Genomic DNA, 24,760 nt, shown 5'->3' with positions numbered 1-24,760 from the left:
CTGCTTTGCCCGCGACCTTCGCCCTGGATATAACCCATAAACGACAATGCCCCTATCAACCGATAGAGGCATTGTCTTCAACTCACCCTCGGACTGCTAGGTTTTCACACAGTCTGGCTGGGCCCGTTTTTCATACACAGCAGTTGATCAGCTACGAATCAGGTGATCGAACGCGCTGAGCGAAGCCTTGGCGCCCTCGCCCACGGCGATGACGATCTGCTTGTACGGCACGGTGGTCACGTCACCGGCGGCGAAGATGCCGGGCAGCGAGGTTTCGCCACGGGCGTCGACGATGATCTCGCCGCGATCCGACAGCTCCACCGAGCCCTTGAGCCACTCGGAGTTGGGCAACAGGCCGATCTGCACGAAGATGCCTTCCAGCTCCACCGGGATGAATGCATCGGAGTTGCGATCCTTGTAGACCAGGCCGGTGACCTTCTGGCCGTCGCCTTTCACCTCACTGGTCAGGGCGCTGGTGATCACCTTGACGTTGGGCAGACTGTAGAGCTTCTTCTGCAGCACGGCGTCGGCGCGCAGCTTGCTGTCGTACTCGAGCAGGGTTACCTCGGCGACGATACCGGCCAGGTCGATGGCCGCTTCCACGCCGGAGTTACCGCCACCGACCACCGCCACGCGCTTGCCCTTGAACAGCGGGCCGTCGCAGTGCGGGCAGTAGGCCACGCCCTTGTTGCGGTATTCCTTCTCGCCCGGCACGTTCATCTCTCTCCAGCGGGCGCCGGTGGACAGAATCACGGTCTTGGCTTTCAGGCTCGCACCGCTCTCGAACTTCACTTCATGCAGGCCACCTTCGCTGGAGGCTGGGATCAGCGCGCTGGCACGCTGCAGGTTCATGATGTCGACTTCGTACTGCTTGACGTGCTCTTCCAGGGCGCGGGCCAGTTTCGGGCCTTCGGTTTCCTGCACCGAGATGAAGTTCTCGATGGCCATGGTGTCGAGCACCTGGCCGCCGAAACGCTCGGCGGCGACGCCGGTGCGGATGCCTTTACGGGCGGCATAGATGGCCGCCGCAGCGCCGGCCGGGCCGCCACCGATGACCAGCACGTCGAAGGCTTCCTTGGCGTTCAGCTTCTCGGCATCACGGGCCGAAGCGCCGGTGTCGATCTTGGCGAGAATCTGCTCGGCGTCCATACGGCCCTGGCCGAACAGCTCGCCGTTCAGGTAGATGCTCGGTACCGACATGATCTGGCGGGACTCGACTTCATCCTGGAACAGCGCGCCGTCGATGGCGACGTGGCGGATGTTCGGGTTGAGCACGGCCATCAGGTTCAGCGCCTGGACCACGTCCGGGCAGTTCTGGCAGGACAGCGAGAAATAGGTCTCGAAGTTGAATTCGCCTTCCAGGTTCTGGATCTGCTCGATCACCTCGGCCGCCAGCTTCGACGGGTGGCCACCGACTTGCAGCAGGGCCAGCACCAGCGACGTGAATTCGTGGCCCATCGGCAAACCGGCAAAACGCAGGCTAATGTTGCCATTCGGGCGATTCAGCGCGAACGATGGCTTGCGGGCATCGTTGCCATCGGTTTTCAGGGTGATCTTGTCGGTCAGGCTGACGATATCGTCCAGAAGGCCTTTGAGCTCCTGGGACTTGTCGCTGTCATCGAGGGACGCGACGATCTCGAACGGCTGGCTGACCTTTTCCAGGTACGCCTTCAACTGGGTTTTAAGGGTTGCGTCCAACATATACGAGTCCTCAATGACGAAATTCGGGCAATAAAACGCCCGGGCGGGTTACGCCCGGGCGTTCGGGCGCGCTTCCAAAATCAGTGGATAACTTGGTCAGCGCGGAAAACGGATTGGGAAACGTAGCGAGCGGTGTCGAGGCAAGGCGAAATCAGACTCGGGCGAGGAGTTTACGAGCTGTAAATGACGAGCCTGAGCCTGGTTTCAACGCCGCATCGACGACGCGCAGCAGTTTCCCGGCCGTTTTTTAGATCTTGCCGACCAGGTCCAGGGACGGAGCCAGCGTCTGAGCGCCTTCTTTCCACTTGGCTGGGCACACTTCGCCCGGGTGGGCAGCGGTGTACTGAGCGGCTTGCAGCTTGCGCAGGGTCTCGGCCACGTCACGAGCGATCTCGTTGGAGTGGATTTCGACGGTCTTGATCTGGCCTTCCGGGTTGATCACGAAGGTGCCGCGCAGTGCCAGGCCTTCTTCGGCGATGTGCACGCCGAAAGCGTTGGTCAGCTGGTGAGTCGGGTCGCCGATCAGCGGGAACTTGGCTTTGCCAACGGCCGGCGAGGTTTCGTGCCATACCTTGTGGGAGAAGTGGGTATCGGTGGTCACGATGTAGACCTCGGCACCAGCCTTCTGGAAAGCTTCGTAGTTGTTGGCGGCGTCTTCGATCTCGGTCGGGCAGTTGAAGGTGAACGCAGCAGGCATGAAGATCAGTACCGACCACTTGCCTTTCAGGCTTTCTTCGGTGACTTCGATGAATTTGCCATTGTGAAAGGCATTGACCTTGAACGGCTGAACTTGAGTGTTAATCAAAGACATCTGTGAACTCCTTCGAGGGTTGAAAAATTTACAGGAGGGATAGTAGCCCTATGTGGACCAAAGAGCCCATTGATTGAAAGCATCAATCCAATAAGCTGAGTCAATCGAACCACATAAAAAGCCTTTCAAAACAGTAATCTGAAAATTTCGTGCTCTGCAAGAGCGCACGTTCAGCATAACGCGAGCGACCGATGACCAGATTTCAGACCACCTACCGCTGCGACACCATCCCTTCGCGACTGGTTCGCCCCAATCCGGCGTATCGGCTCGCCATGGCGCTTGCCCTGATGAGCGGCACCTGTATGGCCGAAGAAGCTCCACTGCGCTTCTCGATTACCGAAAGCGGCGTGATGCCCATGGTACTCATCAGCAAGGGCGAAGCGGTCGACGGCATTCTCCATGACCTGGCCATCCAGGTGTCCGAAAAAGTCGACCGCCGCGCCGACCTGCAGGTGATGCCGCGCATGCGGGTGCATCGCGCACTGCTGAACCACGAGATCGACGTACGCTGCTACGTCAATCCGGCCTGGCTCGACACGCCCTACTCTGGTTACGCCTGGAGCGTGCCATTCATGCTGCAACGCGATCTGCTGGTCAGCCATTCCGCGCAGCCTGTCGCTCCGGAGCACCTTGCCAACCAGTCGATCGGGACGGTTCTGGGCTTTCATTATCCAACGCTTGAAGCACTGTTCGCCGCCAGGCAACTGCAACGCGACGACGCACGCACCCAGGGACTGGTACTGAGAAAGCTGGCAGCCGGACGTTACGATTATGCGGTCACCAACGAGCTGGCGCTGCTGTGGTTCAACCGCGGCCGTAGCGAGCCCGAAAAACTTCATGAAGTGCACGAACTGACCCACGTCGAGGTCGCATGCCTGGTTCGTGATGCGCCTGACGTGCCCACCCAGGCACTGCTCGACGCGATGCGGCAAATGCAGGAACGGGGCGAGTTCGCCGCCATCCTGCAGCGCTATCGTTGAAAGCCGCGCAGGTCACGATGGTTTTCTCGGCCTGCCAATGTGTGAATAATGCCCCGCCTGATTCGCCGCACCCCATGAGGTAAACCATGAGTGGCTCCGCCCACGCCGCCCCGCGCCTGAGCGCTGGGGCTATCCTGCTGATCGAACTGGCCCTGGCACTTGGCGGCTTCGCCATCGGTACCAGCGAATTCTCCATCATGGGCCTGATGCCCAACGTGGCCCAGGATCTGGGCGTCAGCGAACCCCAGGTCGGCCATGTGATCAGCAGCTACGCCCTGGGCGTGGTAGTGGGCGCGCCGATTCTCGCGCTGCTGGGCGCGCGCCTGCTGCGCAAGCATCTGCTGTTGCTGCTCATGGGGGTATTCGCGGTTGGCAACCTGGCCAGCGCCCTGGCGCCTGACTACCTGTCGCTGCTGGTGTTTCGCTTCTTCGCCGGCCTGCCCCACGGCGCTTACTTCGGGATAGCCATGCTGGTCGCCGCCTCCATGGCGCCACCGCACAAACGCGCCAAGGCCGTCAGCCGGGTGCTGATGGGGCTCAGCGTGGCGATTCTGATCGGCAACCCGCTGGCCACCTGGCTGGGCCAGAGTGCCAGCTGGCGCTTCGCCTTCGCCCTGGTCAGCGTGATTGCCCTGGCCACCGTGGCGATGATCGCCCTGCTGTTGCCGCTGGATCGCAACGAAGTGCGCAGCAGCCCGATCAACGAGCTGCGCGCCTTCAATCGCGCACCGATCTGGCTGGCCCTGGGCATCGGCTCGATCGGTTTCGCTGGCATGTTCTGCGTGTTCAGCTACATGGCGCCAACGCTGCTGGAAGTCACCCGGGTCAGCCCGAGCATGATCCCGGTGGCCATGGCGATTTTCGGTGTCGGCTGCATTCTCGGCAACATGGCCGGCGGCTGGCTGTTCGACCGCCTGCGCTTCAAGTCGGTGGCGTGGATCCTGCTGTGGAGCGCGCTGGTGCTGCTGGTACTGCCCGCGGCCACGCACTCGATTTGGACGGTGCTGCCAGCGATTCTGGCCCTGGGCACCATCGCCGCGCTATCGCCGGCCTTGCAGACCCACCTGATGGACGTGGCCACCGGCGCCCAGACCCTGGCCGCAGCCTCCAACCATGCCGCTTTCAACATCGCCAACGCCCTGGGCCCGTGGCTCGGCGGCCTGGCGATCAGCGCCGGTTTCGGCTGGACCTCGACGGGCTACATCGGCGCGGCGACCGCGGTCGCCGGCCTGCTGGTGTTTCTCTGGGCCTGGCGGGTGCAGAAGGCGCAAGCGCCGGCCTGAGAACCTGTTCAAAGTCTGCTGCGCGTCGGCACTGCGGCGTTAAAAACAGGCTGGATTGCCAGCCCAGTCGGACTGCTCATTTACAGCTCGTAAAGTCGGGCGCGACTCCGACCGGTCCTCGCCTGTTTTTGCGGGGCCGCCCAGGCCTTGCATTGCTCTAGCTCGCAAGACTTCGAAAAGGCTCTAAGCCGACGTCGGTTCCAGCACCGGCTCTGGCGCAGACGGCTTGCGCCAGACGTGCAACGGCGCCGCGCCCTTGCCCGAGAACAGCCAGCCGGTGCGTGCGCCGACCAGAGTGGTCACCGCGTGGTCACGGCCCATGGGCAGGTGCCGCGCCACGAACAGCGTACTGTCGCGCAGCACCGCCAGCACGCTGCTGTGCGACTGGAACAGCGGCGTCAGCAGGCGGCTGGCCTGGCGGTAATAACCCAGGTGAGCGCGGCGCACCGTGCCATAGGCGGCGAAGCAGGCCGCAGGATCGGCAGCCTGACCGATGCCGCACGTGCCCAGGGCATCGCCCAGCGCCACGGCATCGACCAGCGCCATGTTGGCGCCCTGCCCCAGTTGCGGGCTCATGGCGTGGGCGCAGTCGCCGATGGCCAGCACGCGACCGTCATGCCACTGCCGCATGCGTACGTCGGCATAGCTGGCCAGCATCAGCCGCTCGGGCGACTCGATGGCGCGCAGGAAGGCTTCGCCCGGCTCGCCTGCCAGCTTGCGCACCGAATCCTTCCAGGCTTCCAGCCCGGCCTCTTGCCAGGCGCCGTGGCTGGCTACCGGCAGGCTCCAGAACAGGCTGCTCAGGCGTGTTTGACGGTCGGCATGGGTGCAGCCGGTCGGCATGATGCCGAACATCTGCGAGCAGCCGCGGTACCACTGGCGCAGGTCCGTGGAGTCGGCGCCTTCGGGCGTCGGCACGATGCTCCACAACGCGCCCCAGGGGTAGGCCTTGACCGCCTGGCGCACCCGCATCTGCCCACGCAGCTGCGAGCGGGTGCCGTCGGCGAGGATCAACGCCGCGTGTTCGCCCAACACCGATTCATTGCCCTGGCCATCGTCGGTGAGCAGGCGCACGTGGGTGGGCGACTGCACGAAACGCGAGATGGAGACGCCGGTGCGCAGGGTTACCCCGGCGCCACGCGCGGCGTTGAGCAAAGCGGTCATCAGCACGCCGCGGTGGATACCGAGGCCAAAGGAGCCGGCCTGCCAGTGGGCGTAGCGGGTGTCGAGAATCACCCGCTGGGCGCAGGCCGAAGTGCCGAACAGGCGGCTGACCGGCGCGCCGAGCGCGGTGCATTCATCGAGCAGACCCAGGTGGCGCAGCGCCGCGAGCCCCGAGGGCTGCAGCAGAATGCCGGCGCCCACCGGCTGCAGGTTCGCGACACGTTCATAGAGCGTGACCGACCAGCCCTGGCGGGCCAGCATAATGGCGCTGGCCAACCCTGCGGTGCCAGCGCCGACGATCGCGATGGGTAAATCCTTCACGGGCACATCCTGTGCGGTATCGAGTGAAGGACGATTCTACCTTGCCTGCTCGGGAAGAATGTCGAAACCACCACGATTCTGGCTGACGATACGCAGATTGGCCACGCCGCCGGCCTCGACCTTCACCGCCACTTCGCGGTTGAGGCGACCCTTGCCGCACAGAGTTTTGTCTTCACTGTCGGCAGCGATACCGACGATGCGGTTGCCCGCCGGCACCTGGAAACGTCCCCGCTCACCGACGGCGATACGCGCCGCCACCTTGCGGTCGACCAGCACGGCCACGTAGCAGCCGCCACCCATCAGCCCCAGGTCACGGGTGACCACCACTTCGCCACCACCCTGCACCGGCTCCTGATAGGCGCGCAGGCGCTCGCTGGGGATGTCGGTGATCTTTTCGGGGTCGGCCTGATAGGACGAGCAGCCGGCCAGGACCAGCAGAGGCAGTACGGCGAAGATCAGACGCATGGGTTCTCTCCAGAGAATCACGGGGATGTCGAGCGACAGGCTCTGCTCACAGACAAGCACATTGCCATAAGCGTGCAATAAATCCATCGCGCTGGCCTGCACCCGTTGGCCGCACCATACTGGCGCCCCACTCCCTTACGAGCGACCGGCATGGACACGCGCAAGAACATCGATGGCCTGGCCGGCGGCCTGATGGTTGGCCTGTGCATGATCTGGGGCATGCAGCAGGTGGTGCTCAAGGCTGCCGCCGACGACGTGGCGCCGGTATTGATGCTGGCCCTGCGCTCAGGCATCGCCGCCCTGCTGGTGGCCGTACTGATGCTGTGGCGACGTGACGGGCTCGGGGTCCGCGCCGGTAATTGGCGGCCTGGGCTGGTGGTGGGTTTCCTGTTCGCCCTGGAATTCATGCTGGTCGGCGAAGGCCTGCGCCACACCAGCGCCTCGCACATGGTGATCTTTCTCTACACGGCGCCGATCTTCGCGGCGCTGGGGCTGCATTGGCGGCTGCCTGCCGAACGCCTGCGGCCCCTGCAATGGCTGGGTATCGGCGTCGCTTTCATGGGCATCGTGGTGTCGTTCGCCGGCGGCTCCAGCGGCGCGGAAACCCGCGACGCCGGGCGGCAACTGTACGGCGACCTGCTGGGCCTGCTCGGCGCCATGGCCTGGGGCGCGACCACCGTGGTGGTACGCTGCTCGCGGCTGTCCAACGCGCCGGTGACGCAGACGCTGCTCTACCAGCTGCTGGGCGGCTTCGTGCTGTTGATCCTGGCCTGCGCGGTGACGGGGCAACTGGGGTTCGACCCGACGCCGATCGCCATCGGCGGGCTGATCTTCCAGGCGCTGCTGGTGTCGTTCGCCAGTTTCCTGGCCTGGTTCTGGCTGCTGCGCAATTACCTGGCGTCACGCCTGGGCGTGCTGTCGTTCATGACGCCGATGTTCGGCATCGTGTTCGGCGTGGTGCTGCTGGGCGAACCACTGGAGGCCAATTTCATCCTGGGCGCCCTGCTGGTACTGGGCGGCATCCTGCTGGTCAGCGGCTACGAGTGGCTGAGCCAGTGGCTCAAACGGCACACATGGTAGCGAGAGCCCGTGCAGCCTTAACCGCTGACTAGGAGCGATGAGTGTCGTCGCTGCGCTCCTCGCTCATCTGAAAAGCGCTCAGACACTGCTCAGTGGCGAGCAGACGTGGACGCGTAGTTCGTGCCCAGGATTTTTCGCGCATGACGCGCTCCCACATAATCTGGGGCAAACAGGCATTTTGCGTCAGCAGGTTCAGCGTGGAGATGAATGCGCGTGGCGGCAGGCCATGCCCGCGATTTTTTCGCGCGCATGGCCTGCCGCCATTGGGCCAATCCGCTCAGGCGCTTTGAAAACGCTTCACCAGCCTGGCCTGCAGACTCTCCAATTCGGCCGGGTCGGCCTTGCCGCTGGCGTGGTTCTGCAGCCCCTGCTCGGCGAAACGCGGAATCACGTGCATGTGGATATGGAACACCGTCTGCCCGGCGGGCGCGCCATTGAACTGGGCGATCTGCACGCCATCGGGCTGCAGCTCGTCGGCCAGCACGCGAGCCACCTTCTGCACGGCCAGGGTCAGCTTGGTCAGGCTGTCGGCATCGATTTCCAGCAGGTTGCGGGCCTCGGCGCGTTTGGGGATCACCAGAGTGTGCCCGAACGACTGCGGGAACAGATCCAAAAACACCAGCACGTCGTCATCTTCGTACAGCTTGTAGCAAGGCATCTCGCCGCGAATGATCTTGGCGAAGATGTTCTGCGAATCGTAATCGCCGTAAAGGCTCATGGGCTTCTCCATCGCGTAATTAACGTGCTCGCACCATACCGGCTCGGCCGGCTGGTGCGAAATAGCCGCGCGCTTAACGTCCCTTGCGCAGCAGCGTCAAGCCGATGATCACGCCCACGCCGCACAGGGCGATCAGGTAGTACGCCGGGCCCAGCGGGCTCCATTTGACCAGCAGCGACACCGCCACCGGGGTCAGGCCGCCGAACACCGCGTAGGACATGTTGTAGGAGAACGACAGGCCGCTGAAGCGCACCGGCGCCGGGAAGGCATGCACCATCACGAACGGCACCGCACCGATGGTGCCGACGAACAGGCCGACCAGCGCATACAGCGGGAACAGCCATTGCGGGTTGGCGTGCAGGCCGCTGTAGAACAGCCAGGCGCAGACCGCCAGCGCCGTGCAGCCGACCACCAGCACCCGGCCGGCGCCGATGCGGTCGCACAGGGCGCCGCTGACGATGCAGCCGATGCTGAGCATGACGATGGCCAGGCTGTTGGCCTTCAGCGAGGTGACCGCATCGAAGCCGTAGAGGGTCTGCAGGAAGGTCGGCGTCATCAGGATCGCCACCACGATGCCGGCCGACAGCAGCCAGGTCAGCAGCGCGGAAATCACCACGCTGCCGCGATGATCACGCACCACGGTTTTCAGCGGCAGCTCCGCGGCCAGGGCCTTGCGCTGCTGCATCTCGGTGAACACCGGAGTTTCGTGCAGCCATTGGCGCAGGTACATGGCGAACAGGCCGAACACGCCGCCGATCAGGAACGGCACGCGCCAGGCCCAGTCGAGCACTTGCTCGGCGGTGAACACGCTGTTGATCAGCGTGGCCATCAGCGAGCCGAGCAGGATGCCGGTGGTCAGGCCGCAGGTCAGGGTGCCGCAGGCGTAGCCGATATGGCGCGCCGGTACGTGCTCGGAAACGAATACCCAGGCACCTGGTACCTCGCCGCCGATCGCCGCGCCCTGGATGATGCGCATCAGCAGCAGCATCAACGGCGCGAGGATACCGATCTGCGCATAGGTCGGTAGCAGGCCCATGATCAGGGTGGGCACCGCCATCATCAGGATGCTCAGGGTGAACATGCGCTTGCGGCCGATCAGGTCGCCGAAGTGCGCCATGATGATGCCGCCCAGCGGACGCGCCAGGTAGCCGGCGGCGAAGATGCCGAAGGTCTGCAGCATGCGCAGCCAGTCGGGCATGTCCGGCGGGAAGAACAACTTGCCGACGATGGTGGCGAAGAACACGTAAATGATGAAATCGTAGAATTCCAGGGCGCCGCCGAGTGCGGAAAGGGACAAGGTCTTGTAATCGCTACGAGTCAGGGGCCGGCCGGGTGCCGACGGGGCTGCAGATTGCATGAAGGGATTTCTCGGAGGTCTACGGAACCGCGGTGCGCTTGGCCCGCGGGGCGCTCACGATAGCAAATTCGCGGTCTGAAGGCAGCGCCGCAAGGCAGCAGAATCGGGTCTTACGGCGAAATTGTATGCATATATTTCAGCATAGTGACAGGTTGCAATGGATAAAATCAGCCCTTGCTGGGTCATACCCGCAGTCCGCATCCGCTAGCTGCCTCATTAAGGAACACCATGGACTGGCTTCACCTGCTCGTTCTTTCGCTCATCCAGGGCGTCACCGAATTCATCCCTGTCTCCTCTTCCGCTCACCTGATCCTGCCCTCGCAATTGCTGGGCTGGCCGGACCAGGGTCAGGCCTTCGACGTCGCCGTGCACGTTGGCACCCTGATGGCCGTGGTGCTCGCCTTCCGCCAGCAGATTGCCGCCATCGTCAGCGGCTGGCTGGGCCATGTGCTGCACCGCCGCGCCAGTCCGGAAAGCCGCATGGGCTGGATGATCATCCTGGCGACCATTCCGGCCGCCGTGGCCGGGCTGGTGTTCGAATCGCTGATCGAGCAGTACACCCGCTCCATGCTGGTGATTGGCACCACCACCATCGTCTTTGGCCTGGTGCTCTGGTGGGCCGACGTGAAAGGCAGCCGCGACGCCGACATGAGCCGCATGACGTGGCGCCATGCACTGCTGATCGGCCTGGCGCAGATGCTCGCGCTGATTCCGGGTACCTCGCGCTCGGGCATCACCATGACCGCGGCGCTGATGCTCGGCTTCGACCGCAAGAGCGCGGCCAGCTTCTCGTTCCTGCTGTCGATCCCGCTGATTCTCGCCGCCGGCAGCCTCAAGGCGGTGCACCTGATCGAACAAGGTCATGGCGCGCACTGGGGCGACATGGCCTGGGGCATCGGCCTGTCGTTCGTCTCGGCGTTCCTGTGCATCAAGCTGTTCCTGGCCGCACTGGATCGTGTCGGCATGCTGCCCTACGTGATCTACCGCCTGATCCTCGGCACCTTCCTGCTGTTCGTGGCGCTCTGAGAGCCTGTTCACGATCTTTCACTCCAGGTTCGCCGACATTGGCGGCTGATTGGCGGCTGATTGGCGGAATCGGCCGTTGGCTCCCCAAGGATGGACTGGTGATTATCTGTGGGGGCGGGCCATGCCCGCGATTTTTTCGCGGGCATGGCCCGCCCCCACAGGTACTGCATCAATGGCTACTATTGCCTTGCAGCTGCCGCGTCATGCGCGCAAGGATCTCGAACAGTTTCTGAGCACGGGTCGAGCGCCGACGGGCAAGCAGGCTGGCCCGGCGTTACCTTCTCCTACATCCGTACGCCACACTGCCAAGCGAACCCCCGGTGCGGGCGGCGCCAGGCACGGGCATGCTTATTGCCTGATTCTCGGACCCGTTACGAGAAGGCGTGCCCCCATGCAGCACTCCCACCTGACCACCCTTCACGCCGTCGTGCTGGCCCTGGACACGCTCTGCCAGGATGGCACCTGCATCGACGAGTTGCTGGCCGGCAGCGGTATCGCCGCGGCCGACCTGCAGCGCCCGGAAATGCGCATCAGCATCGCCCAGGAGCGCCAGGTGTTTCGCAACGCCACCGCGCGCTGCCAGGATCTCGGCCTGCTGCTGGGCCGGCGCATGCACGTGTCGTCCTACGGTTTGCTGGGGTTCAGCCTGCTTTCAGCGGCGACGCTGGGCGAGGCGCTACAGGTAGCGTTCAGCTTTCCAGCCTTGCTGGGCACGATGTTCGAACTGCGTCTGCGCCGCGATGGCGCGCAGGCATGGATCGAAGCCAGCAACTACCGCGACGCCGCGGAACTCTCCACCTTCAACACCGAGTTCTGCCTGGCCTCCCTGAAGCTGATCTGCGATGACCTGCTCGGCCGCCAGTTGCCTCTCGAAACGGCTCATTTCAATCACCGCGCACCGCGTTATCAGCGCCAGTACACGCGCGATTTCGGCTGCCCGGTGCAGTTCAACGCCGCCACTAACGCCATCGTCTTCGACAGCCAGTGGTTGGATCGTCGCCTGCCCCTGGCCGACCCGGTGACCCACCGCGACACTCTGGAACGCTGTCGCCAGCTGAACCGTGAGTTCCTCTCCCACCAGGCGCTGATCAGCCGTGTGCGCCAGCTGCTCGCCAGCCAATTGCCCGACTCACCGGGGCTCGATGGCCTGGCGCGCCAGCTGCGCTGTTCATCGCGCACCCTGCGCCGGCAATTGCAGGAAGTGGGTACCAGCTACCAGAGCCTGCTCGATGAGTTGCGCTTCGAGCAGGCGCGTCGCCTGCTGGGCGAGGAGCGCCTGCCCATCGCGCGTATCGCCGAAGCCCTGGGCTACAGCGAGACGGCCAGCTTTCGTCACGCCTTCCAGCGCTGGAGCGGCACCTCGCCAAGCCGCTATCGGCGCCCTGCCCTGGCCTGACGGCGGTACTCGGAGCAGCCGTCAGCACGGCTGCCAGGCGCACCGATTCGGTTCGGCGATGCACGATCTGGTGGCCACATCTATCCCTTTTTGGCCGCTCCGCTCATTTCCCTGGCGCCGCAATGCAACCAAGAATGCAGCTACCAGAAGCGGAGGGCCGAACATGCGCACGATCTATAGCGATGACCATCACCTGCACCATGGTCGCTGTGAAATCATCGACGGGGAGCTCAAGCCCTGCTTCGAGATGCCGTCACGGGCTGACCATGTGCTGGCGCGTGTACGCCAGCAAGGCCTCGGCGAGGTTCTCGCCCCGCGCGATTTCGGCCGCGCACCTATCGAACGTATCCACGATGCCAACTACCTGCGCTTCTTCGAAGGCGCCTGGGCGCGCTGGGCGGACATGGGCCGCGACGGCGACATCCTGCCCTTCACCTGGCCGGCGCGTACCCTGCGCAGCGTGCTGCCGGACAACCTGTTCGGGCAGCTCGGTTACTACAGTTTCGACGGCGGTGCGCCGATCACCGCCGGCACCTGGCAGGCCGCCTGGAGTTCGGCCCAGGTCGCCCTCACCGGCCAGGCACTGATCAGCGACGGCGCCGGCAGCGCCTTTGCCCTGTGCCGCCCGCCAGGCCATCACGCCGCCGGCGATCTGATGGGTGGCTATTGCTACCTCAACAACGCCGCCATCGCCACCCAGGCGTTTCTCGACGGCGGCTGCCAGCGGGTGGCGATTCTCGACGTGGACTATCACCACGGCAATGGCACCCAGTCGATCTTCTACACGCGCGATGACGTGCTGGTGGCCTCGATCCACGGCGACCCGTCCTTCGAGTTCCCGTTCTTCCTTGGCTATCACGACGAGATCGGCGAAGACGCTGGCAAGGGTTTCAACCTCAACCTGCCACTGGCCGCCGGCAGCGGCTGGGATCGCTGGAGCGCCGCCCTGGAACAGGCCTGCGCACGCATCGCCGAGTACGCGCCCGATGTGATCGTGGTGTCGCTGGGTGTGGACACCTTCAAGGAAGATCCGATTTCCCAGTTCAAGCTCGACAGCCCCGACTACCTGCGCATGGGCGAACGCATCGCGCGCCTCGGCAAACCCACCCTGTTCGTGATGGAGGGCGGCTATGCGGTGGAGGAGATCGGCATCAATGCGGTGAACGTACTGGAAGGTTTCGAGGGTGCCTGACCCCAAAAGCTGCCGACTACCCTGCATACAACGGAGTACATGACGATGAAAAATCTCCACCCTCTGTTCGGCGCCACGTTCTGCGCTGCCGCCCTGTTGGCCGGCAGCGCCATGGCCGAGGCGCGGGAACTGCGCGTCTACAACTGGGCCGACTACATCCTGCCGCAAACCCTCAAGGACTTTCAGCAGCAGAGCGGCATCAAGCTGACCTGGGACACCTTCGAGACCAACGAGGCGCTGGAAGCCAAGCTGCTTACCGGCAACTCGGGTTATGACCTGGTGGTGCCGTCCAACATGTTCCTCGACACCCAGATCAAGGCCGGCGTGTTCCAGCCGCTCGACAAGGGCAAGCTGCCCAACTGGACGCACCTCGACCCGGCGCTGCTCAAGCTGCTGGAAACCAACGACCCCGGCAACCAGTACGGCGTGCCTTACATGTACGGCACCGTGCTGATCGGCTACAACCCGGACAAGGTCAAGGCCGCGCTCGGCGACGATGCGCCGGTGAACAGCTGGGACCTGGTGTTCAAGCCCGAGAACATGGAAAAGCTCAAACAGTGCGGCGTGACCATGCTCGATGCGCCCAACGAAATCCTGCCCATCGCCCTGCATTACCTGGGCCTGCCGCCGAACAGCACCAACCCGGATGACTACGAGAAGGCCACCGAGCTGTTGATGAAGGTACGCCCCTACGTGACCTACTTCCACTCGGCCAAGTACATGACCGACATCGCTAACGGCGACATCTGCGTGGCCGTCGGCTACTCGGGCAGCTTCTACCAGTTCGCCAACCGCGCCAAGGAGGCCGGCAATGGCGTCAAGGTCGAGTGGCGCCTGCCCAAGGAAGGCGCGCCGATCTGGTTCGACACCTTCGCCATTCCCAAGAGCGCCAAGAACGTCGAGGAGGCCCACGAATTCCTCAACAACCTGCTCGATCCGAAGGTGATCGCGCCGATCAGCGACTTCCTCGGGTACCCCAACCCGAACAAGGATTCCATGCCGCTGGTGGACAAGGCGATCAGCGAGAACACCGACCTGACGCCGACGCCAGAAGCGCAGAAAACGCTGTACAGCGTCGAGCCCCTGCCACAGAAGATCGAACGCATCCGTACCCGTGCCTGGACCAAGATCAAGAGCGGCAGTTGAGCCACCTCCCCCTGACGACCCCGCGCCTGACGCGGGGTCGGCATTTATGGCCGCCGCTGCGCCGCGGTTGTCTGAACCTGCCAGCGGCGCGGCTGCTCACATGCAGTGGATCGTCCAGCTACGCTGGAGAGCGGCCGCTGATTCAACCAGCGCCTGCGGGCGACACATATAAATCTCTAATGTTAATAGTTTTCATTAGCGCCGTTTTGTCGCTAGAGTGGCAACCTTGTCCGGGCCACCCGCCCAATTCCATGACTGGTCAAGCCATACGAGGTTAGAGATGTTCAATCGGATTCGCTTGCGCACCCTGCTCGCCGCCCTTCTGGTAACCCTGCTGCCGCAACTGGCCGCCGCCGAAGGCAAATTCAAGGTAGTGACCACCTTCACCGTGCTCGCCGACATGGCCCGCCAGGTCGCCGGCGATGCGGCCGAGGTCGAGTCGATCACCAAGCCCGACGCCGAGATCCACAACTACCAGCCCACCCCGGGTGACATCCTCAGGGCCCGCGATGCGCAGCTGATCCTGCGTAACGGCATGAATCTGGAGTTGTGGTTCGAACGCTTCCTGCAACGCCTGCAAGGCGTGCCCGCAGTGACCCTCAGCGAGGGCGTCGAGCCGATCGGCATCGCCGAAGGGCCCTACAGCGGCAAGCCCAACCCCCATGCCTGGATGTCGCCGGATGCCGCGATGATCTACATCGACAACATCCGCGATGCACTGGCCAAGCACGACCCGGCCAATGCCGCCACCTACGAACGCAATGCCGAAACCTACAAGGCGCAGATCAAATCCACCGTGGGGCCGATCCGCGAACGCCTGCAGAAGATTCCCGAACAGCGCCGCTGGCTGGTGTCCAGCGAAGGTGCGTTCAGCTACCTGGCCCGTGACTTCGGCCTCAAGGAGCTGTACCTGTGGCCGATCAACGCCGACCAGCAGGGCACGCCCCAGCAGGTGCGCAAGGTGATCGACGCGGTACGCGCCAACAAGATTCCAGCGGTGTTCAGCGAAAGCACCATTTCTGCCTCGCCGGCCCAGCAAGTGGCCCGCGAAACCGGCGCCAACTACGGCGGCGTACTCTACGTCGACTCGCTCAGCGAGCCGAACGGCCCGGTGCCCACCTACCTCGATCTGCTGCGCGTCACCTCGCAGACCATCGCCGACGCACTGGCCGACTGATGCCAAACGCCCTGCACGAAGAGGACAGCCTGAACGGTATCCGCGTCGACGGCATCAGCGTCACCTATCGCAACGGTCATACGGCGCTGCGCGACGCCAGTTTCGGCAGCCCCGGCGGCAGCATCACCGCCCTGGTGGGTATCAACGGCAGCGGCAAGTCGACGCTGTTCAAGGCCATCATGGGCTTCGTGAAATTGGCCCAGGGCAGCATCAGCGTACTGGGCATGCCGGTACGCGAGGCGCTGAAACGCAACCTGATCGCCTACGTACCGCAGAGCGAGGACGTCGACTGGAATTTCCCGGTGCTGGTCGAGGACGTGGTGCTGATGGGCCGCTACGGCCACATGGGCCTGCTGCGCCGGCCCAAGGCCGCCGACCGCGAGGCCGTGGACGCGGCCCTGGCGCGGGTCGGCATGGGCGAGCTGCGCAAACGGCAGATCGGCGAGTTGTCCGGCGGCCAGAAGAAGCGTGTGTTCCTGGCCCGCGCCCTGGCCCAGGACTCGCGGGTGATTCTGCTCGACGAGCCGTTCACCGGCGTCGATGTGAAAACCGAGGACGCCATCGTGCGGCTGCTCGGTGAACTGCGCGACGAGGGCCGAGTGATGCTGGTGTCTACCCACAACCTGGGCAGCGTGCCGGAATTCTGCGACCGCACGGTGCTGCTCGCGCGCACCGTGCTCGCCTACGGGCCGACCCAGCTGGTGTTCACCCGCGAAAACCTGGAACGTACCTTCGGCGGCGTGCTGCGCCATTTCGAGCTACCGGGCGAAGGCCAGCGCAGTTCGCCACTGATCGGCATCATCACCGACGATGAACGCCCGCTGGTGCTGTACGACGGCAAATCGACCATCCGCGGCCGCGTCGACGACAAGGATCAATAGTGCCCAGCCTGCTCGAACCTTTCACCTATGGCTACATGGTCAACGCCATGTGGGTCTCGACCCTGGTCGGCGTGGTCTGCGCGCTGCTGTCGGTGTATCTGATGCTCAAGGGCTGGTCACTGATCGGCGATGCCCTGGCCCATTCCATCGTGCCCGGTGTTGCCGGCGCGTACATGCTCGGCTTGCCCTTCGCCCTCGGCGCCTTCGGCGCGGGCACGCTGGCCGCCGGCGCCATGCTGTTTCTCAACCAGCGCAGCAAGCTCAAGGAGGACGTGATCATCGGCCTGATCTTCTCCTCGTTCTTCGGCCTCGGGTTGTTCATGGTGTCGCTGTCGCCCACCTCGGTGAACATCCAGACCATCGTGCTCGGCAACATCCTGGCCATTACCCCGGGCGACACCTTGCAGTTGCTGCTGATCGCCGGCATCACCCTGGCCGTGCTGGCGCTGCGCTGGAAGGACCTGATGGTGGTGTTCTTCGACGAGCATCACGCGCGCACCATCGGCCTGAGCCCGGCACGGCTGAAGGCGATCTTCTTCATCCTGCTGTCAGCCTGTACCGTGGCGGCGATGCAGACGGTGGGCGCCTTTCTGGTGATCGCCATGGTGGTCACCCCGGGCGCCACCGCCTACCTGCTCAGCGACCGCTTCGAGCGGCTGCTGCTAATGGCCGCCTGCATCGGTGGGCTTTCCAGCTTCATCGGCGCCTACGCCAGCTACTTTCTCGACGGCGCCACCGGAGCGATCATCATCGTCTTGCAGACCGGGGTATTCCTGCTCGCGTTCGTCTTCGCTCCCAAGCACGGTCTGTTGGCGGCGCGCCGCCGCGCCGCCCAAGCACGGCTGGAGATGTGACCATGGAAGCCTTGCTGCTGCCGCTGCAAATCGACTTCATGCAGTACGCCCTGCTGATCGCCGTGCTGGTGGCGATTCCGACGGCGCTGCTGTCGTGCTTCCTGGTGCTCAAGGGTTGGGCGCTGATGGGCGATGCCACGGCTCATGCGGTGTTTCCCGGCGTGGTGATCGCCTACATCGTCGGCCTGCCCTATTCGCTCGGCGCCTTCGTGGCCGGCATGCTCTGCGCCATCGCCTCGGGGTATCTCAAGGAAAACAGCCGCATCAAGCAGGACACCCTGATGGGCGTGGTGTTTTCCGGCATGTTCGGCCTGGGCCTGCTGCTCTACACGCAGATTCACAGCGACGTGCACCTGGACCATATCCTGTTCGGCGACATGCTCGGCATCGGCTGGGCGGACCTGCTGGAGAGTGGCCTGATCGCTCTGGTCGTCACCGCCTTCATCGGCCTGAAATGGCGCGACCTGCTGCTGCATGCCTTCGACCCGGTGCAGGCGCGCACCGTCGGTCTGCCGGTAGGCCTGCTGCACTACGGCCTGCTGGCGGTGATGTCGCTGACCATCGTCGGCGCACTGAAGGCCATCGGCATCGTGCTCACCGTGGCTCTGCTGATCGCCCCGGGCGCCATCGCCTTTCTGCTCACCCGCACCATGGGCGCCATGCTTCTCACCGCCATGGCCATCGCCGTCGGCGCGGCACTGAGCGGTGTGTACCTGAGCTTCTTCATCGACAGCGCACCGGGGCCGACCATCGTGGTGCTGCTCAGCGTCCTGTTCGTCGGCGTGTTCATCCATTCCAACAGGCGCGAACACAGGAGCGCCGCGCAGTTGTAGGATCGCTGCGCGCTCTCGGACAAGGAATGTCAGGCTCAAGCCCTGCCTCACCGAGCTAACGGAGTACCTGTCCCTGGCTGCCTGCAGCACGCCCACGTCATCCGCCGCGCCGGAGAGCGCCGATGGGCTCGCCCATACGTAATTCGTTCGCGTCGCCCTATAGGCGATGGCGACGACGACAGGCCGATCGTCCGAACGAGTGATCGAACTCCCCAAGCCCATATGGCATACCGAATACCAATGGTTTACGCTCAGGCGTATGGAAAATAGCAATAAGCCAGCACCTGCAAGTAGCGCGTAGCCTCACATTCGTTCTGACGGTTTCACCCAAAAACAATATCCCTTGCCCGAGCAGGAACCACCGTGAACATCAAACAGAAGCTTACCTGGGGCTTTGCGGCCATTGCCTGTGTGCCCGTGGTGCTGGTCGCCATCGTGGTCGTCATCAACCTGCGCGAGCAGGCACGGGACGATTTTCTCGACAGCAGCAGCCGGGAGATTCGCCAGATCGACAACGCGATGAACCAGTTCTTCGACGCCATCGCCCAGAACGTCGAATACCTGGCCAAGAGCGATCTGCTGCGAAACACCCAGAACCTGAAGAACTACACCGCAGCCGACGCCGCCCAGGCGCCGCTGCCGGCCAGCAACCAGGCGCTGCTGTACGGGCTGAGCCAGTTCGCCACCAGCCACCCGACCACCGCCTACCTGCAAGTGGGCCACCAAGACGGCGGCTACCTGGTCTGGCCGGACGATCCCAAGCTCAACAGCTACGACCCGCGCCAACGCCCCTGGTACAAGGCCGCCATGGCCGCGCCCGGCAAGATCGTGCGCACCCCGGCCTACTACTGGGCGCCCGATGACGTGGTGCTGATGGGCACCGTGCACACCGTCGACAATGCTCAGGGCCAGCCGCTGGGCGCCATCGGCCTGGACGTGTCGCTCAAGCAGCTCACCGATCTGGTCAAGCAGATCAAGCTGGGCCAGAGCGGCTACCTGATGCTGCTGGAGAACAGCGGCAACGTGCTGGTCGACCCGCGCGATGCAGCCCACAACTTCAAGCGCCTGGACGAGCTGGGTGACGGCTACCGCGAATTGGCGGCGGTGAAGAGCGGCTTTGCCGAGGTCGAGCTGGACGGCGTGCGCTACATGGCCAACGTCTGGTCGTCGGAGAAACTGGGCTGGCGCTTCATCGGCCTGATCGAGCGCAGCGAAGTGATGGCCAAGGCCACCAGCCTGACCTGGCAGATCGGCGTGATCGCCGCGGTGCTGGCCGCGCTGTTCGCCATCGTCGGCGCCAGCTTCGCCGGGCTGATCGTCAAGCCGATCCGCAGCGTGGCCGGTGGCCTGGAAGGCATCGCCCAGGGCGAAGGCGATCTGACCCGCAACCTGGACGTGCGCGGCAACGACGAAACGGCCCTGCTGGCGCGCTGGTTCAACCAGTTCCTGGGGGCCATCCGTACCCTGGTACAGCGCATCGGCAGCGCCTCGGCAGACCTGCAAACCGCCTCGGACGCCACAACCCGTGTCGCCCTGGACATGAACGATGCGGCCGTGCGCCAGCGCGAAGCCGTGGAGCTGGTGTCCACCGCCTTCAACGAGATGGTCGCCACCGCCAACGAAGTGGCCCGCTCGTGCAGCCAGGCGGCCAGCTCGGCGGACTCCGGCCAGCGCCAGGTGCATGGTGGCCAACTGCAGATCGACGAAGCCACCGGCAGCGTCACCCAGCTCAGCGAGAACCTGCAAAAGTCCGCCCAGGCCATGCAGGTGCTGGAGCAGGACAGCAAGAACATCAACGCCATTCTCGACACCATCCGCTCGATCGCCGAGCAGACCAACCTGCTGGCCCTCAACGCCGCCATCGAGGCCGCCCGGGCCGGTGAGCAGGGTCGCGGCTTCGCGGTGGTCGCCGATGAAGTCCGTGCCCTGGCCAAACGCACCGCCGACTCCACCGGGGAAATCGACGGCCTGCTCGGCGGCCTGGCCAAGCGCACCCAGGACGTGACCAAGCAGATGCAGAGCAGCCTGAGCATGTCGCAGCAGAGCGTGGAACGCATCCAGCAGGCCCGCGACAGCTTCGAGCAGATCCGCGCCTCGGTGGACGAAATCCGCGACCAGAACAGCCAGATCGCCACCGCCGCCGAAGAGCAGCATCAGGTCGCCGAGGACATCAACCGGCACATCGCGCAGATCCATACCGATGCCCAGCTGGTCGAGGAACTGGCCCACTCGGCGCGCAGCGACTCGCAACGCCTGGAGACCCTCTCCGGCGAACTCAACGGCCTGGTTCGCCGCTTCAGAACCTGATACGCACTCTCCCACCCCCGCCATCGACGCCTGCCCATCACGCGAAAAACGTGATGGGCGGACGCTCAAGTTTGCGTGCGCCACGCCGACTCAGTGTTCACAACGACTCAAACTCGCCAACCAGCCTTTCTGCCTGCTTCAAAGCTGTAAAACCCAATAAAAACGCTTTACCACCCAGCAGGAATCACCGTGAACATCAAACAGAAACTCACCTGGGCCTTCGCGGCCATTGCCTGTGTGCCCGTCGTTCTGGTCGCCGTCGTGGTGGTGGTCAACCTGCGCGAACAGGCGCGGGACGACTTCCTGGACAGCAGCAGCCGCGAGATCAGGCAGATCGAAAACGCCATGAACCAGTTCTTCGACGCCATCGCGCAGAACGTCGAGTACCTGGCCAAGCTACCGGTGGTGCGCAATGCAGGCGAGCTGAAGGATTACTCGGGCGCCGATGCCGCAACCGTCCCGCAGACCGAGGAAGGCAAGGCATTCCTGGAGATGTTCGGCCAGTTCGCCGCCAGCCACCCGAGCACCGCCTACCTGTCGCTCGGCAACAGTGACGGCGGCTACGCCTCCTGGCCGGACGACGCCAAGCTCAGCGGCTATGACCCGCGCGTACGCCCCTGGTACAAGGCCGCCATGGCCGCGCCCGGCAAGACCGTGCGCACCGCGGCCTACTACTGGGCGCCCGATGACGTGGTGCTGATGGGCACCGTGCACACCGTCGACAATGCCCAAGGGCAGCAGGTCGGCGTGGTCGGCCTGGACGTGTCGCTCAAGCAGCTGACCGAACTGGTCAAGCAGATCAAGCTCGGCGAAAGCGGCTACCTGATGCTGCTGGAAAGCAACGGCAACGTGCTGGTCGACCCGCGAACCCCGGAACACAACTTCAAGCTGATCAGCGAGCTGGGCGATGGCTATGCGCAGCTCGCAAGCGTCGAGAATGGCCTGGTCGAGGTCGAGCTTGGCGGCGTGCCCTACATGGCCAACGTCTGGTCGTCGAAAAGCCTCGGCTGGCGCTTCATCGGCCTGATCGAGCGCAACGAAGTGATGGCCAAGGCTACCAGCCTGACCTGGCAGATCGGCGTCATCGCCGCGGTGCTGGCCGTGCTGTTCGCCATCGTCGGCGCCAGCTTCGCCGGGCTGATCGTCAAGCCGATCCGTAGCGTGGCCGGCGGCCTGGAAGGTATCGCCCAGGGCGAAGGCGACCTGACCCGCAACCTGGACGTGCGCGGCAACGACGAAACCGCTCTGCTGGCGCGCTGGTTCAACCAGTTCCTCGGCGCCATCCGTACCCTGGTACAGCGCATCGGCAGCGCCTCGGCGGACCTGCAGACCGCCTCGGATGCCAGCACCCGCGTGGCTCGTGACATGAACGACGCCGCCGGCCGCCAGCGCGAGGCCGTGGAGCTGGTGTCCACCGCCTTCAACGAGATGGTCGCTACCGCCAACGAAGTGGCCCGCTCCTGCAGCAACGCCGCTTCGTCGGCCGACTCCGGTCAGCGCCAGGTACACGATGGTCAACTGCAGATCGACGAAGCCACCGGCAGCGTCACCCAGCTCAGCGAGAACCTGCAGAAATCCGCCCAGGCCATGCAGGTGCTGGAGCAGGACAGCAAGAACATCAACGCCATTCTCGACACCATTCGCTCGATCGCCGAGCAGACCAACCTGCTGGCCCTCAACGCCGCCATCGAGGCCGCCCGGGCCGGTGAACAGGGCCGCGGCTTCGCGGTGGTCGCCGACGAAGTTCGCGCGCTGGCCAAACGCACCGCGGATTCAACGGGTGAAATCGACGGCCTGCTCGGTGGCCTGGCCCGCCGTACCCAGGATGTGACCAAGCAGATGCAGAGCAGCCTGAGCATGTCGCTGCAAAGCGTGGAGCGCATCCAGCAGGCCCGCGACAGCTTCGAGCAGATCCGTACCTCGGTGGACGAGATACGCGATCAGAACAACCAGATCGCCACCGCCGCCGAGGAGCAGCACCACGTGGCCGAGGATATCAACCGCCATATCGCACAGATCCACACCGACGCTCAACTGGTCGAAGAGCTGGCCCACTCGGCGCGCAGCGACTCGCAACGCCTGGAGTCGCTGTCCGGCGAACTGAACGGCCTGGTGGGGCGTTTCAGAACCTGACCGGTACCTCGGCTACGCTGCGTTGCCAAGGGAGGATACGCTCGAGCGTATCCTCCCTTTCATTGGGCATCCCGGCTTTTACTGAGTGTCTTCGCTGCGCGGGCTCAGTTGCGCCTCGGCGGCCTTCAACTCTTCCATCGCTTCGTCGAGCTTGGCCTGGCGCTTGGCGATCTTTTTCGGGTCGCCCGCCAGTTCGGCCTCACGCAGGTCAGCCTCACGCTCGCGAATCTCCTCACGGGCCTCGTTGACCTTCGCTTCGAATTCGCGCATCAGCTCCTTGTCCGTGCAGTTGTCGCGCACGCCCTCCAGGGCCGCGCTGAGCCCCTTGGCCTTCGCGGTATTGCCTTCGGCCCGGGCCGCCTGGAGCTGCTTCTCGATGTTCGCCGCCTTCGCTTCGCACCGTGGGTTGGCAGCCGAGTCGGCCAATGCCGGCAGGGCGGCAGCGAGCAACAGGGTGGAAATCAGGGCTTTCATCGCAACACTCCATTAACGCAGAACAGCAACGCCGGACGGCGTGCCGGCATACAGACCGCGGATTATCCCGATGATTTCATGGGCCTGGCAAACGCCGTAACCAGGCAGACCGACAGGCGCTTAGCATGAACTTCACGCCAGCTCGCCTGCCGATTGAATACAGGCCGGACAATGCGGTTCGGCGTTGCAGAGGAGTTGATGAAATGCCCGATGCTCAAGGCAAGGTTCGTTACGCGGTCGTCGGCGGCGGCTGGATCTCCCAGGGGGCGTTCATGCCCGGCGTAGGCCAGACCGACAACTCGGTGATCACCGCACTGGTCACCGGCGACCCGATCAAGGCCGACAAGCTGGCCAAGCTCTACAACATCAAGAGCTACCGCTACGAGGAATTCCCCGCCCTGCTCGCCTCCGGCGAGATCGACGCCATCTACCTGGCCACGCCCAACTTCCGCCATCGCGAATTCGCCGAGCCGGCCCTGAATGCTGGTATCCACGTGCTGCTGGAAAAGCCCATGGCCACCAGCGAAGAAGACTGCAAGGCCATCACCGCGGCGGCGGAGCGCTCGGGTGCCAAGCTGATGATCGCCTATCGCCTGCATTTCGAGCCAGGCACCGTGGAGATGATCCACCGCATTCGCGCCGGTGATATCGGCGACCCGCGCCTGTTCACCGCCACCTTCACGCAGACCGTCGACCCAGCCAACCATCGCATGCAGAGCGGCTACTGGGCCGGGCCGGTGACCGATATGGGCCCCTACCCGATCAACGCCGTGCGCAACCTGTTCGACGACGAACCCCTGGAAGTACGCGCCGTGGCCGTGCAGACACCGGGCCGCGAGATCAACACGCCCGATACCGTGACCGTGACCCTGCGCTTCGCCGAGGAACGCCTGGCGGTGTTCACCGTGAGCTACAGCCTGCCGAGCACCGAGCGCCTGCAGGTGATCGGCAGCAAGGGGGAGTTCGAGGCTTCACCTTGCTTCGGCTTTGGCGAAGGCACGGCGATCAGCTACCGCGCTACCATTGGCGACGACACCACCGAGCACGCGCATCCAGTGGTCGACCAGTTCGCCGGGGAAACCCAGTACTTCTCCGACTGCATCATCCAGAACCGCGAGCCGGAGCCCGATGGCGACGAAGGCTGGCGCGACGTGCGGGTGCTGGAAGCCATCGAGCGCGCCCTGCAAAGCGGCCAGCCACAGCGCCTCGATGCACTGCCCAAGCGCCCCGGTGTCAGCGTCGAGCAGGCCCGCCGCTTACCACTGGCCGAGGTGCCCGAGTACGTCAACACCAGCGAGCCGGTGAGCTGAGGCTCATCGTGCAGGCAACAAAAAGGGACGCCGAGCAGACTGTGTGAAAACCTAGCAGTCCGAGGGTGAGTTGAAGACAATGCCTCTATCGGTTGATAGGGGCATTGTCGTTTATGGGTTATATCCAGGGCGAAGGTCGCGGGCAAAGCAG

The 24,760-nt window shown here is 64.3% G+C and carries 21 protein-coding genes and 2 pseudogenes; 16 read left to right on the top strand and 7 right to left on the bottom strand.

The genetic code is table 11. The features are described 5' to 3' along the window. Positions 1 to 147: 147 nt before the first annotated feature. Together ahpF and ahpC are read right to left on the bottom strand one after the other, a co-directional pair. Positions 148 to 1,701, bottom strand: a complete 1,554-nt coding sequence (gene ahpF, locus BVH03_RS09870; RefSeq protein ID WP_075935034.1) for an alkyl hydroperoxide reductase subunit F — start codon at positions 1,699 to 1,701, stop codon at positions 148 to 150. A 247-nt stretch (positions 1,702 to 1,948) separates the two neighbouring features. Continuing rightward, entirely contained in the window at positions 1,949 to 2,512 is a 564-nt protein-coding gene (gene ahpC, locus BVH03_RS09865; RefSeq protein WP_013790773.1) for an alkyl hydroperoxide reductase subunit C, read from the bottom strand. A 191-nt stretch (positions 2,513 to 2,703) separates the two neighbouring features. Here ahpC and BVH03_RS09860 point away from each other — a divergent pair, with 191 nt between their 5' ends. Together BVH03_RS09860 and BVH03_RS09855 are read left to right on the top strand one after the other, a co-directional pair. Next, positions 2,704 to 3,492 (top strand): ABC transporter substrate-binding protein, encoded by a 789-nt coding sequence (locus BVH03_RS09860; protein ID WP_083640034.1) that lies wholly within the window; start codon positions 2,704 to 2,706, stop codon positions 3,490 to 3,492. An 86-nt stretch (positions 3,493 to 3,578) separates the two neighbouring features. Further along, positions 3,579 to 4,775: an MFS transporter gene (locus BVH03_RS09855; RefSeq protein WP_075960997.1), complete on the top strand. Its 1,197-nt coding sequence runs from the start codon at positions 3,579 to 3,581 to the stop codon at positions 4,773 to 4,775. Between the two features lie 183 nt (positions 4,776 to 4,958). Here the strand turns inward: BVH03_RS09855 and BVH03_RS09850 are convergent, their stop codons facing one another. Then, complete coding sequence (locus tag BVH03_RS09850) at positions 4,959 to 6,260, bottom strand: NAD(P)/FAD-dependent oxidoreductase (protein ID WP_075960996.1); 1,302 nt, start codon at positions 6,258 to 6,260, stop codon at positions 4,959 to 4,961. Positions 6,261 to 6,296: 36 nt separating this feature from the next. Continuing rightward, the gene (locus BVH03_RS09845; protein ID WP_075960995.1) at positions 6,297 to 6,725 is read right to left on the bottom strand and encodes a 3-isopropylmalate dehydratase; all 429 of its coding nucleotides are present in this window, start codon (positions 6,723 to 6,725) and stop codon (positions 6,297 to 6,299) included. A 150-nt stretch (positions 6,726 to 6,875) separates the two neighbouring features. Between BVH03_RS09845 and BVH03_RS09840 the strand changes: the two genes are divergently transcribed. Further along, positions 6,876 to 7,805, top strand: coding sequence for a DMT family transporter (locus BVH03_RS09840; protein ID WP_075960994.1), 930 nt, complete (start codon positions 6,876 to 6,878; stop codon positions 7,803 to 7,805). A 277-nt stretch (positions 7,806 to 8,082) separates the two neighbouring features. Here the strand turns inward: BVH03_RS09840 and BVH03_RS09835 are convergent, their stop codons facing one another. Both BVH03_RS09835 and BVH03_RS09830 read right to left on the bottom strand, forming a co-directional pair. Then, on the bottom strand, positions 8,083 to 8,523 hold the full coding sequence (locus BVH03_RS09835) for an HIT family protein (RefSeq protein WP_075960993.1): 441 nt from the start codon (positions 8,521 to 8,523) through the stop codon (positions 8,083 to 8,085). A 73-nt stretch (positions 8,524 to 8,596) separates the two neighbouring features. After that, positions 8,597 to 9,880: an MFS transporter gene (locus BVH03_RS09830; protein WP_075960992.1), complete on the bottom strand. Its 1,284-nt coding sequence runs from the start codon at positions 9,878 to 9,880 to the stop codon at positions 8,597 to 8,599. A 228-nt stretch (positions 9,881 to 10,108) separates the two neighbouring features. On the opposite strand from BVH03_RS09830, the gene BVH03_RS09825 reads away from it, so the two are divergent. The 12 genes and pseudogenes from BVH03_RS09825 (at position 10,109) to BVH03_RS27190 (ending at position 22,825) form a co-directional block, all read left to right on the top strand. Continuing rightward, entirely contained in the window at positions 10,109 to 10,906 is a 798-nt protein-coding gene (locus tag BVH03_RS09825) for an undecaprenyl-diphosphate phosphatase (RefSeq protein ID WP_075960991.1), read from the top strand. Positions 10,907 to 11,297: 391 nt separating this feature from the next. Then, positions 11,298 to 12,302 carry an AraC family transcriptional regulator gene (locus tag BVH03_RS09820; protein ID WP_075960990.1) on the top strand — a complete coding sequence of 335 codons (1,005 nt, stop codon included), beginning with the start codon at positions 11,298 to 11,300 and terminating at the stop codon, positions 12,300 to 12,302. Between the two features lie 163 nt (positions 12,303 to 12,465). After that, a complete protein-coding gene (locus tag BVH03_RS09815; RefSeq protein WP_075960989.1) occupies positions 12,466 to 13,494 on the top strand; it encodes a histone deacetylase family protein in 1,029 nt (342 codons plus the stop codon). A 45-nt stretch (positions 13,495 to 13,539) separates the two neighbouring features. Next, positions 13,540 to 14,640: a polyamine ABC transporter substrate-binding protein gene (locus tag BVH03_RS09810; RefSeq protein ID WP_075960988.1), complete on the top strand. Its 1,101-nt coding sequence runs from the start codon at positions 13,540 to 13,542 to the stop codon at positions 14,638 to 14,640. Positions 14,641 to 14,920: 280 nt separating this feature from the next. Then, positions 14,921 to 15,817, top strand: a complete 897-nt coding sequence (locus BVH03_RS09805; protein ID WP_083640033.1) for a metal ABC transporter substrate-binding protein — start codon at positions 14,921 to 14,923, stop codon at positions 15,815 to 15,817. Continuing rightward, entirely contained in the window at positions 15,817 to 16,698 is an 882-nt protein-coding gene (locus tag BVH03_RS09800; protein ID WP_075960987.1) for a manganese/iron ABC transporter ATP-binding protein, read from the top strand. The genes BVH03_RS09805 and BVH03_RS09800 overlap by 1 nt, the downstream gene beginning before the upstream one ends. After that, positions 16,698 to 17,552 carry a metal ABC transporter permease gene (locus BVH03_RS09795; RefSeq protein ID WP_168175609.1) on the top strand — a complete coding sequence of 285 codons (855 nt, stop codon included), beginning with the start codon at positions 16,698 to 16,700 and terminating at the stop codon, positions 17,550 to 17,552. Before BVH03_RS09800 ends, BVH03_RS09795 begins: the two co-directional genes overlap by 1 nt. Positions 17,553 to 17,554: 2 nt before the next feature. Then, entirely contained in the window at positions 17,555 to 18,385 is an 831-nt protein-coding gene (locus BVH03_RS09790) for a metal ABC transporter permease (RefSeq protein ID WP_075960985.1), read from the top strand. A gap of 363 nt (positions 18,386 to 18,748) precedes the next feature. Beyond that, positions 18,749 to 19,834 (top strand): annotated as a pseudogene (locus BVH03_RS27205) (sensor histidine kinase); the annotation flags it as partial. 90 nt (positions 19,835 to 19,924) lie between these two features. After that, complete coding sequence (locus tag BVH03_RS27200) at positions 19,925 to 20,692, top strand: methyl-accepting chemotaxis protein (RefSeq protein WP_371318675.1); 768 nt, start codon at positions 19,925 to 19,927, stop codon at positions 20,690 to 20,692. 189 nt (positions 20,693 to 20,881) lie between these two features. Continuing rightward, positions 20,882 to 21,967, top strand: a pseudogene (locus tag BVH03_RS27195) (cache domain-containing protein); the annotation flags it as partial. A 90-nt stretch (positions 21,968 to 22,057) separates the two neighbouring features. Further along, complete coding sequence (locus tag BVH03_RS27190; protein ID WP_371915350.1) at positions 22,058 to 22,825, top strand: methyl-accepting chemotaxis protein; 768 nt, start codon at positions 22,058 to 22,060, stop codon at positions 22,823 to 22,825. A gap of 78 nt (positions 22,826 to 22,903) precedes the next feature. Here the strand turns inward: BVH03_RS27190 and BVH03_RS09775 are convergent, their stop codons facing one another. Further along, positions 22,904 to 23,299: a DUF1090 domain-containing protein gene (locus BVH03_RS09775; RefSeq protein ID WP_075960982.1), complete on the bottom strand. Its 396-nt coding sequence runs from the start codon at positions 23,297 to 23,299 to the stop codon at positions 22,904 to 22,906. Positions 23,300 to 23,502: 203 nt separating this feature from the next. Between BVH03_RS09775 and BVH03_RS09770 the strand changes: the two genes are divergently transcribed. After that, positions 23,503 to 24,609: a Gfo/Idh/MocA family protein gene (locus BVH03_RS09770; RefSeq protein WP_075960981.1), complete on the top strand. Its 1,107-nt coding sequence runs from the start codon at positions 23,503 to 23,505 to the stop codon at positions 24,607 to 24,609. Positions 24,610 to 24,760: the final 151 nt, after the last annotated feature.

Source organism: Pseudomonas sp. PA15(2017) (assembly GCF_001945395.1).
GTDB lineage: Bacteria > Pseudomonadota > Gammaproteobacteria > Pseudomonadales > Pseudomonadaceae > Aquipseudomonas.
This window is presented reverse-complemented; position numbering and strand designations above follow the sequence as displayed.

Coding starts and splice junctions, on each gene's coding strand:
- BVH03_RS09815 (WP_075960989.1), top strand. CDS start 12,466: ATGCGCACGATCTATAGCGATGACCATCACCTGCACCATGGTCGCTGT.
- BVH03_RS09770 (WP_075960981.1), top strand. CDS start 23,503: ATGCCCGATGCTCAAGGCAAGGTTCGTTACGCGGTCGTCGGCGGCGGC.
- BVH03_RS27190 (WP_371915350.1), top strand. CDS start 22,058: ATGAACGACGCCGCCGGCCGCCAGCGCGAGGCCGTGGAGCTGGTGTCC.
- BVH03_RS09855 (WP_075960997.1), top strand. CDS start 3,579: ATGAGTGGCTCCGCCCACGCCGCCCCGCGCCTGAGCGCTGGGGCTATC.
- BVH03_RS27200 (WP_371318675.1), top strand. CDS start 19,925: ATGAACGATGCGGCCGTGCGCCAGCGCGAAGCCGTGGAGCTGGTGTCC.
- BVH03_RS09775 (WP_075960982.1), bottom strand. CDS start 23,299: ATGAAAGCCCTGATTTCCACCCTGTTGCTCGCTGCCGCCCTGCCGGCA.
- BVH03_RS09860 (WP_083640034.1), top strand. CDS start 2,704: ATGACCAGATTTCAGACCACCTACCGCTGCGACACCATCCCTTCGCGA.
- ahpC (WP_013790773.1), bottom strand. CDS start 2,512: ATGTCTTTGATTAACACTCAAGTTCAGCCGTTCAAGGTCAATGCCTTT.
- BVH03_RS09825 (WP_075960991.1), top strand. CDS start 10,109: ATGGACTGGCTTCACCTGCTCGTTCTTTCGCTCATCCAGGGCGTCACC.
- BVH03_RS09840 (WP_075960994.1), top strand. CDS start 6,876: ATGGACACGCGCAAGAACATCGATGGCCTGGCCGGCGGCCTGATGGTT.
- BVH03_RS09790 (WP_075960985.1), top strand. CDS start 17,555: ATGGAAGCCTTGCTGCTGCCGCTGCAAATCGACTTCATGCAGTACGCC.
- BVH03_RS09820 (WP_075960990.1), top strand. CDS start 11,298: ATGCAGCACTCCCACCTGACCACCCTTCACGCCGTCGTGCTGGCCCTG.
- BVH03_RS09845 (WP_075960995.1), bottom strand. CDS start 6,725: ATGCGTCTGATCTTCGCCGTACTGCCTCTGCTGGTCCTGGCCGGCTGC.
- ahpF (WP_075935034.1), bottom strand. CDS start 1,701: ATGTTGGACGCAACCCTTAAAACCCAGTTGAAGGCGTACCTGGAAAAG.
- BVH03_RS09835 (WP_075960993.1), bottom strand. CDS start 8,523: ATGAGCCTTTACGGCGATTACGATTCGCAGAACATCTTCGCCAAGATC.
- BVH03_RS09810 (WP_075960988.1), top strand. CDS start 13,540: ATGAAAAATCTCCACCCTCTGTTCGGCGCCACGTTCTGCGCTGCCGCC.
- BVH03_RS09830 (WP_075960992.1), bottom strand. CDS start 9,880: ATGCAATCTGCAGCCCCGTCGGCACCCGGCCGGCCCCTGACTCGTAGC.
- BVH03_RS09805 (WP_083640033.1), top strand. CDS start 14,921: ATGTTCAATCGGATTCGCTTGCGCACCCTGCTCGCCGCCCTTCTGGTA.
- BVH03_RS09800 (WP_075960987.1), top strand. CDS start 15,817: ATGCCAAACGCCCTGCACGAAGAGGACAGCCTGAACGGTATCCGCGTC.